Raw genomic sequence first — 10,146 nt, forward strand, 5'->3', positions numbered from 1 at the left:
GTTGGCAATTTCTCAGCGATCCGTTTATTGGATAATCCCGGTTTCATAAGATACCTTACGAGAAAGCAATTCAAAGGCAGAATTTAGTTCCCTGGAAAATAGTTCCTGTTTTGTCATTGAAAAAGTCCTCTTTTCATTCTTCCCGGTACATTCCTTATAAAGGTAAATTTATAGTCTATTATGTTGAGACTCTATATATATTATATAGCAACAAATCTCTAAATGAGGGAGAAAACGTTAGCTATTGGGATGAAAAGAAATCCTGCCCTTTTTCGGACCCATAATATCCTAAATCGCATCGTTTCTCCAGAGATGAATGAATTGGGGCGCATCCCAGGCTATGCTCACAATGTCGAGGTCGCCATCCCCGTCCAGATCTACTGTCCGGGCCCCCAGGTGGCTCTCCTTCCCGCTCGACACCAATCGCTCCTTGAAAAGTCCTGTTCCGTCATTGACCCAGATCGAGAGGTTCAACGTTCCCTTGTGCTCAGCCAGAATGACATCCCTGTCTCCATCCCGGTCCATGTCGGCAACGCCAAGGTTATTGGTCGAGCCCTGCGAAATGATGCGGGTACGGATCCAATTCGATGTCATCGGGTTCGCAGGCTGCTTCCACCAGAACGTTTCTGCCCCGCCGGTCAGTCCGTTCTCTTCGGTCGCAACGATATCCGATTTACCGTCTCCGTCCAGGTCTGCGACTTCCAGGCGATCAGGGAAAGCTGCTTCGGAAAAGTCCCCCACTGCGAATGCCTGCCAGGTAGATGCACCGGTTCCGGGATTCTTATACCACTCGACCCGCTTTGTCTCACCTGTGGTCGCAGCTATGTCCATGTTGCCGTCACCGTCAATGTCTGCGACTCCAAATCCCTCATCGGAAGGATTACTGTTCACTATGACCTCTGGCCAGTTCCCAGCTTCCGGATTCGAAGACGGGATTCGGAGATAGTAGATACCCCGGCAGGCTGAACTCCGCGTTGACACCAAGATTTCCGGCCGTCCTCCTTTCTCGATCTGTGCGACCCTGTACCCCTGCGACCCCTGGGGATGACTGGCGGCCGGAAGACTGGCCACCCTGCGGGCAGTGAAGCTACTACCCTTTGTATCGTTTGCCTCCAACCAGTAGATGCTCAGGTTGGTTCCTTCCGTCTTCTGCCCGATCACATCTGTGAAATTGTCCCCGTCTACGTCAACCACCAGTATTGCATGAATACCGTTAGGGAACACGGCTGACTTCGCCCATGAATTCGTCATTTTTCCGCCTGGATTACGATACCAGGAAGGCCCGGAGACAACGTCGGTCTTGCCGTCCCTGTCGATGTCGCCAAAGTCCAGTCCGAATGTAGGTGTGTGGTTGCCCGCCAGCTGGATGTAGAACCATCGGTCCAGCGGAAGTGTAGGCCTGTTTTCTTTCATATTTCTCCACAGTTCGACAGGCGAGGTGTCTTTGTAGTTTGCTCCCACGATGTCTATATCGCCATCCCTGTCGATATCGCCCATACGGATATTATGGGATCCGGTGGTCGCAAGAACCTGCAATGACCATGAAGCTCCGCCCCCGGGATTCCAGTAGATGCCTACCCGCCTGCGGGCCGACTGCTGCATCTCGGAAAATGCCACGTCCGGATCCCCATCGTTATCGAAATCGGCGACCAGAATGCCGTGCACGTAGTCGACCGAAGGTTCGATCACGTGCTCGACCCATGTGGCGCCGGCGTCTCCAGGATTTGCCGGAGCCGCATACCAGGCCAGCCGCCCGGGGCTCTCCGAGTTCGCTATTAACACATCTAACCGGCCATCTTTGTTTATGTCCGCGACTTTGTTGCTGACGAGGGGGGGCCAGCTGCCGTTTATGGTATGCCGGATCCAATTGGGATTCGCTGGATCATCCGGACTTTCAAGCCAGTACCCGTTTCCCACAATGTCCAGATATCCGTCGCGGTCGATATCGCCAAGAGCCGTTCCTTCACCATCCGTGGAGGTTGCGATATCCACACGCTTCCAGGACAATGGATTATCCTGCAGGAAAAGAATGTGCCTGCCGAAATGGGGGCGTACCACAACGTCGACCCTGCCATCCCTGTTGACGTCACCCACTTCTATGTCATGAGCCTTGGAATAACCGATGATGTGCTTTGTCCATGAATCCATCGGACTGCCGCCTGTGTGCCTGGGGTTCTCATACCAGAGGATCTGACCGTTGACAAAGTCGGGAACGATCACGTCTAAGATACCGTCTCCACGGATCGAAGCTAACTGCATGTCAGTCGTGAAGACCGAACTGGTGTCGATCACGTGCTTTGTCCATGACGGCCATTCATACCACTGCAGCGGTGTCCCGCTGTTATCTGCGACGACCACGTCAGGATAGCCATCACCGTTCAGGTCGCCTACGGCCTTTAAATCGGCACCCAGATTGGCGCTGTCGATGATGGAGTGCTGGAATATTTTAGTATCCGGGGCAATCTGGGCTGAGACGGATATTGATAAAACACTGCCATATGCATTTGTAATTCTAACCCGGAATTGTGCGTTGTTATCTGCTGCTGTTATTGCAGATGCTGTGTATGATGCACTTGTTGCCCCTGAAATATTGACCCCATTCTTTTGCCATTGATAACTAAGGGGTAAGGTGCCTGTGGCTACTACGGTGAATGTTGCATTCTGGCCAGCAGTAACTGTCTGGTTTGAAGGTTGTTTTGATATGACTGGCGGGCTAAATGTGTTTACCTTCTCCAACCGAACGTTATCGATGTAATATCTATCTCCTGCTGTCATAAATGCTGCAAACCAGAACTGTAAACGGCCATCATTAACCGCACCACTTGAAGTAAATTCAGTCGTAAAAGTCTGCCAGGTCGTACCGAGATTTACTTTAAACTCTGGCATATAAGCGGTATATGGCGAAACTTGCTTGAACAGCCTGACAGTCATATCATGCCCTGTCTTTGAATAAGCCGCAAAACTCAGCCGATAGCGGATGTTTGCTTCCAATGTTACTCCTGTCTGGTACAACTGGACATTCGTGCCATGACTTTCAAAAGCAAGTTTGGCGGCATTATTTCCTTCATAACCGGGGGATGCCGCAGTGAAAGTACCCTTTCCGCTCGTATAGAACCGCCAGGATGTAGTTCCTGATTCAAATCCAGAATTCATAATTAGATTTATTGAGTTCGCAGGAATGACCGCTAACGCTGCTGCATTGCTCATAATGCTGCCTGCCGAATTTGTCACCAGGATGCGGTAATTCGAACCACTATCTGATAAGACCGTTGCCGGGACCGTGTACATTGGATCGACTGCACCGGATATATTTACACTATTCTTCTGCCACTGATAGCTCAATGGTGCAGTCCCGGTAGCTACGACACTGAACTCTGCGGTCTGACCTTCATTAACGGTCTGATTCACAGGATGCCTTGTAATAGCCGGTGGTACCGGAGAAGTGGAAATTACCTTTTCCAATCGAATATCATCGATGTAGTAGGTGTCTCCTGCTGCCGCAAACGGTGCCAGCCAGAACTGAAAACGGCCATCATTAACAGTACGTGTGAAACCTTTCGTCGTAAATTCGGTCGTAAAATTCTTCCAGCCTGTGCCAAGACCTGCCGTATACACCAAACCGTAGTTGTTATATGGTGAAACGTGCCGGATCAAATTCAAAGTCAGATCATGTCCTGTCGTTGAATATGCGGCAAAGCTCAATCGATAGCGGACATTTGGTTCCAGTGTTACTCCCGTCTGATATAGCTGGATATTCGTACCCGCACTGCTCAATGAAATCTTAGAAGCATTTTTTCCTTCAATGCCAGGTGATGCTATATTGTATGTTCCCTTTCCGTTGGTGAAGAAAGTCCATGATATTGTCCCGTATTCGAATCCATGGTTGCGTATAAGATTAGTTGACGTAGAAATGGAATTTACAGTCTCGATAGCGGCTCCCGCCACTCCTGTCAGCAATATTGCCAGCATCATTATTCCAACTGCGATTCCAAGGGCAGGCCCACCATAAACTCTTTTATCTTCCATCTTTTCACCTTTTTTTCATCCGACTGATTACAATTAGACTGCCCCTTCACCATTCAATCGCTTTACCCTCAATACTGCAAGGACTGGTTGATTGAAAGCCGGCATGAATTCGTAAATTTGTATACCACGTTACAACACCATTTTGTATGATGTACTAATTGTTGGTTATGAATTTCCTGCATATAAATGTTTGGAAATTATTACATCCGCTAAATTATAATTTTACAGCAAATTCTTTATTGTTCAGCCACGATCGCATCGTTTCTCCAGAGATGAATGAATTGAGGCGCATCCCAGGCTATGCTCACAATGTCGAGGTCGCCATCCCCGTCCAGATCTACTGTCCGGGCCCCCAGGTGGCTCTCCTTCCCGCTCGACACCAATCGCTCCTTGAAAAGTCCTGTTCCGTCATTGACCCAGATCGAGAGGTTCAACGTTCCCTTGTGCTCAGCCAGAATGACATCCCTGTCTCCATCCTGGTCCAGGTCGGCAACGCCAAGGTTATTGGTCGAGCCCTGCGAAATGATGAGCGAACGTGTCCAATTCGAGGTCATCGGGTTCGCCGGCTGCTTCCACCAGAACGTTTCTGCCCCGCCGGTCAGTCCGTTCTCTTCGGTCGCAACGATATCCGGTTTTCCATCTCCGTCCAGGTCGGCAACTTCCAGGCGATCCGGGAAAATTGCCTCAGGGAAGTAACCAGCTACGAATGCAGTCCAGTTTGAGGCTTTGTTCCCGGGGTTCTTATACCACTCAACCCGCTTTGTATCACCTGTGGTCGCAGCTATATCCAGGTTGCCGTCACCATCAATATCGTCAATCCCAAATCCTTCGTCGGAAGGATTACTGTTAACCAGGACATTTGTCCAGTTTCCAGATTCCGGGTTGGTCGATGGGATTCGCAGATAATAGATGCCACGGCCAGATGCACTCCGGGTCGATATCAGGATTTCGGGCCGTTCTCCCTTTTCGATTTGGGCAGTCTTGTACCCCTGCGACCCTTCAGGATGACTGGCTGCCGGAAGGCTTGCCACCCGGCGAGCGGTAAAGGTAGTACCAGAAGGAGTGTTTGCCTCTAACCAGAAGATGCCCGGATTGGTTCCTTCCGTCTTCTGCCCGATTACATCGGTGAAATTGTCGCCATCTACGTCAACTACCAGTATTGCATGAATACCGTTGGGGAACATGCCTGATCTTATCCACGCATCCGTCATCTTCCCGCCAGGATTACGATACCAGTATGGACCAGAGACTGCGTCGGTCTTGCCGTCCCGGTCGATATCGCCAAAGTCCAGTCCGAATGTACGCATGTTGTTGTTCGCCAGCTGAATGTATGACCAGCGATCCAGCGAAAGTATTGATCCGTTACTCAGCAGATTTCTCCACAGTTCGACAGGCGAGGTGTCTTCGTAGTTTGCTCCCACGATGTCCATATCGCCATCCCTGTCAATGTCGCCCATACGGATATTATGGGATCCGGTGGTTGCAAGTATCTTTAGAGACCAGGAAGTGCCGTTCCCAGGATTCCAATATATGCCCGCACGCTTGCGAGCAGACTGCTGCATCTCGGAAAATGCCACGTCCGGATCGCCATCGTTATCGAAATCGGCAACCAGAATGCCATGCACGTAGTCGACCGAAGGTTCGATCACGTGCTCGATCCATGTGGCGCCGGCGTCTCCAGGGCTGGTCGGAGCCTCATACCAGACCAGGCGCCCTGTGCTCTCCGAGTTCGCGATTAATACATCTAACCGGCCATCTTTGTTAATGTCTGCGACTTTATTTTTTACACGGGTGGGCCAATTATTGCTTATAGTATGCATAATCCATTTAGGATTCGTTGGATCTTCCGGAGATTCAAGCCAGTATCCATTTCCTAAAATGTCTAAATCTCCATCAGCATCAATATCACCAAGAGCCGTTCCTTCACCGTTTGTAGATGTTGTGATATCTATGCGAGTCCAGGATAATGGATTATTCTGCAAGTAAAGAATATGCTTACCATCGTGAGGCCGCACTACAACGTCAATTTTACCATCACCGTTAACATCTCCTGCTTCTACATCATGCGCTCTGGAGAAGCCGATGACGTGCATTGTCCAGGTACCATTCGGATTATCACCCGTGCGCACAGGATTTTCATACCAGAGAATTTGGCCGTTAATATAATCGGGAATGATTATATCCAATATACCATCTCCGATGATTGATGCAACTTGCATATCTGTTGTGAACACAGAACGGTTATCGATTATATGCTTTGTCCATGAAGGCCATTCATACCATTGCAATGGTGTGCCGCTGTTGTCTGCAACGATGATATCCGGATAGCCATCACCATTAAGATCGCCCACACCTTTTAAATCGGCACCAACATCGGCACTGTCAATGATGACATGCTGGAATAATGTCGCGGTCGATCCGGGCTTTTGAGCAGGAGTCTTGTTCACGCACCCAGAAAATATTACACTTAAAAGAATAAGTGATGCGATAAAATACCTGAATACCCCCTTTTTTGACATATTATATCTATATCTGATGATCCTTCAAAATTTTTTCATAATTATGTAATAAATTCTCAACTACCCTGTCCCATGAAAAAATTTCAATCACCCTTTGTCGACCTGCCTTTCCCATCTTCTCCCTCAATTCATCATCTGAAATAAGCTTTAAGATTGCTCCGGCTAAACCATCGGCATCATCTCTTTCAACCAATAATCCAGTCTTACCCTCTTCTACAATTTCGGTTATTCCTCCTCCGCGCGTCGTAACTACTGGAATCTCACACGCCATAGCTTCAATAATGGGCATTCCAAAAGGCTCATCCCATACCGAAGGAAATATAAATATATCAGCGTTTAGATAATAAGCTCCTAATTGTGATTGTGGAATATTGCCCGGGAAATTTACATGATTTGCCAGATCTCCGGGCAGTTTCTCCCGAAGTTTGGTGAAATAACTGCTGCCAGAACTGTTATCATAAAATAATGCCAATTTAGATACTTTTTCATCATCCTCTACACGAACGATGAATTCAAAGGGTGTTTCGGCATCCGGACCAACTACATCAAGTTGTATTTTTGGAAATTTTTCTACAACTTTCTTAAGAGCCTCTAATAGTACATGTACACCTTTTTCTGGCGAAATCCTGCCCACAAACAACAATTTTTTAATATCATTGTTTTTCGTCGGGTTATTACCATATTTTATTGAGAAATTGTTAATATCAGCACCATTATAGACTGTCTGGCATCGGCTGGTAAATTGAGGAAAACGGCATCGGATATTTTCAGTAATGAAATCACTACAGCCAAGTACTAAATTGGCCTTACTAAGCCTTTTTTCAATAACGCTTTTATCAAGTTGCGCCATCCAATCACATTCCATATGCAAGACAATCTTGAGTTCAGGATTTAAAGCACGGATTATTGGAATAAACTGGGAAAAATTGTAGATGTGGACAATATCATATTTTTGGGTCCTCAGGTCGTTTGCTACCTGCAAAATATATCCAAGATAATACAACCTGGATACGAACACAGGTTGTTTAACCGGACGAAACTTTGAAAAAGGAGAAATAACTTTCAGCAGGAACTTCCTATCAAAATAAGTAGGTATTTGTAAATATTCAATTTTATCTTCCCATTTTTCTTTCTTCCGGATGCCTGGTCCGGGTGAATAAACAATGACATTATGGGAACCAGCCAGTCTGCGTGCAAGCTCGTATGTTATTATCTCAATCGAACCTCGTGAAGATGGTGGAAACATCTGGCCGATAGGTTGATTGATAATTGCTATTTTCATTCTATCAACTGTTTTTCCTGTTTTTAGTGAACTACCCCGTTCTTATATATAGACTATCTTATATAGATATCTGTGAATGCAGTACTTTCCGATTTATCCTGAAGCACCTTCAGGATAGCTCAGGGATATACATTCCAGTACAAGTTTAAATTCCATGATATAATTCAAACTTAAGGCCATACTGGTTGCCCGCCATTAGGTGGCACTATTATAGCAGTATACCGTACCTTCATCGGATAATATAGATTAAAGTTTTCGCCATCAAATGGCCCAAAAGGAGGTCTATATCGATTATCTACCGGCATGCCATATTTATCCTTAACAACGAGCATCCGTTCAAGAAGCTGCCTGCTCCAGACGATCTTGTTATACTGATACAATGATGTCATTGGCTGACTGGCATAATAGGTACCTGTGCTGTTGAACTTCTGGTAATTTGTACAGGCATGCTTTGCTGCTACAAGTTGATCCTGGAATAAACACATCTGATAATTTACAATTTTCGTGCTTGGTTTAGTGATTACCTGAAGCCTCGAATAGATTGTTCCTCCTGCATAATTTACAGGGGAAACAAGATTACTCGGGACATTGGAAACTCCGAAGAACGAGAATGCCCTCGTAATCGTATTGTGGGTATAGTATTCATCAATTATAACAAGCTGGTTGGTATTGGATGATGCTCTAACAGTCAGGATTGCCTGATTGCTGGTAACGCTTCCCTTTGCGTTTGTCACTATGACCCTGTATGCTGCCCCATTATATGATAGAGTCGCGGAAGGGGTTGTGTACGATGCGCCTGTCGCACCAGGGATATTTGTTCCATTCTTCTGCCACTGATACGTCAACGGCGCTGTGCCCGTGGCTGCAACGCTGAATATAGCAGTCTGTCCCACTGTAATTGTCTTGCTGGCCGGTTGAGTAACAATTGTGGGTGGTACTTGAGTAGCCTGGGAAACTTTCGTGAGAACAACATCATCAAAGTAATACTGATCAGAAGCGGCATCGTACGGTGCCAGCATGAACATCAGGCGGCCATCCCTCACTGCTGTTGAAAAACCAGTTGTAGTAAACTGAACTGAGTATTCAGTCCATGAAGTTCCAAGGTTAACCACATAGTTCGATAATCCATAACTGGTATAGGGGGAGATGTGCTTCATAAGTGAAATTGAAAGATCATGGCCTGTGTTCGAATATGCCTTAAAGCTCAGGGTGTATTTAGTGTTGGGACTAAGCACCAGGCCTTTCTGATATAACTGGACATTAGTTCCTTGCTGGGAAATTGTAATGTGACCTGCATGCGGGCTCCCAAAACCTGGCGCATTGTTCAACAGCGTGCCTGCACCATTAGTATAGAAGACCCATGGAGAGGTACCCAACTCAAATCCCGGATTAGAAATAATCGAAAGCGCAGGTATATAACTGACAGTCAGTGTTGCCTCATTGCTGTTTACACTGCCCCATGCATTAGATACCAGTACCCGAAATCGAGCTCCGTTATCAGAAAGCGTTATTGCAGGAGTTGTGTACGATGCGCCTGTCGCACCAGGGATATTTGTTCCATTCTTCTGCCACTGATACGTCAACGGCGCTGTGCCCGTGGCTGCAACACTGAATATAGCAGTCTGTCCCACTGTAATTGTCTTGCTGGCTGGTTGAGTAACAATTGTCGGTGATACTTGCGTATCCACGGAAACTTTCGTAAGAACAACATCATCAAGGTAATACTGATCAGATGCGGCATCGTATGGTGCCAGCCAGAACATCAGGCGGCCATCGCTCACTGTTGTGGAAAAACCAGTTGTAGTAAACTGAATTGAGTATTGGCTCCATGAAGTTCCAAGGTTAACTACATAATTTGACAAACCATATTTTGTATAGGGAGAGCCGTGCTTCAGAAGCGAAATAGAAAGATCATGGCCTGTGTTCGAATACGCCTTAAAGCTCAGGGTGTATTTAGTGTTGGGACTAAGCACCAGGCCTTTCTGATATAACTGGACATTTGTCCCTGGTGAGGATATCGTTACATGGCCTGCGTAAGTACCCACGATGCCAGGAGCGTTATTCAAGAATTTTCCTGCTCCATTGGTATAGAAAATCCAGGGAGAGGTGCCTGACTCAAATCCCGGATTTACGAGAATGCTGGTCGACGCGGCAGAAGATATACCCGGTATTGTCAGTATTAAAATACATAGAAATCCGAGATACTTTTTTATCCATTCCAGGTTTATTCGTAAAATTCCCGTTTCCAGTATATATGACCCTTCATTTTTCTTTAGCATTTTCTATCCTCTTCCTATTTATCTTATCAAAGATAATCGA

4 protein-coding genes are annotated in these 10,146 nt (G+C 46.6%); all 4 read right to left on the bottom strand.

The window, feature by feature from the left end:
• Positions 1-288: 288 nt before the first annotated feature.
• The 4 genes from CL181_RS11250 to CL181_RS11265 all read right to left on the bottom strand — a co-directional run bounded on the left by CL181_RS11250 (position 289) and on the right by CL181_RS11265 (position 10,106).
• A complete protein-coding gene (locus CL181_RS11250) occupies positions 289-4,026 on the bottom strand; it encodes an FG-GAP-like repeat-containing protein (RefSeq protein WP_097299407.1) in 3,738 nt (1,245 codons plus the stop codon).
• A 236-nt stretch (positions 4,027-4,262) separates the two neighbouring features.
• On the bottom strand, positions 4,263-6,314 hold the full coding sequence (locus CL181_RS11255) for a VCBS repeat-containing protein (RefSeq protein ID WP_176505184.1): 2,052 nt from the start codon (positions 6,312-6,314) through the stop codon (positions 4,263-4,265).
• A gap of 238 nt (positions 6,315-6,552) precedes the next feature.
• A complete protein-coding gene (locus CL181_RS11260) occupies positions 6,553-7,827 on the bottom strand; it encodes a glycosyltransferase family 4 protein (RefSeq protein ID WP_097299409.1) in 1,275 nt (424 codons plus the stop codon).
• Positions 7,828-7,997: 170 nt separating this feature from the next.
• Positions 7,998-10,106 carry a carbohydrate binding domain-containing protein gene (locus CL181_RS11265; protein WP_097299410.1) on the bottom strand — a complete coding sequence of 703 codons (2,109 nt, stop codon included), beginning with the start codon at positions 10,104-10,106 and terminating at the stop codon, positions 7,998-8,000.
• Positions 10,107-10,146: the final 40 nt, after the last annotated feature.

This window comes from Candidatus Methanoperedens sp. BLZ2, assembly GCF_002487355.1.
GTDB lineage: Archaea > Halobacteriota > Methanosarcinia > Methanosarcinales > Methanoperedenaceae > Methanoperedens.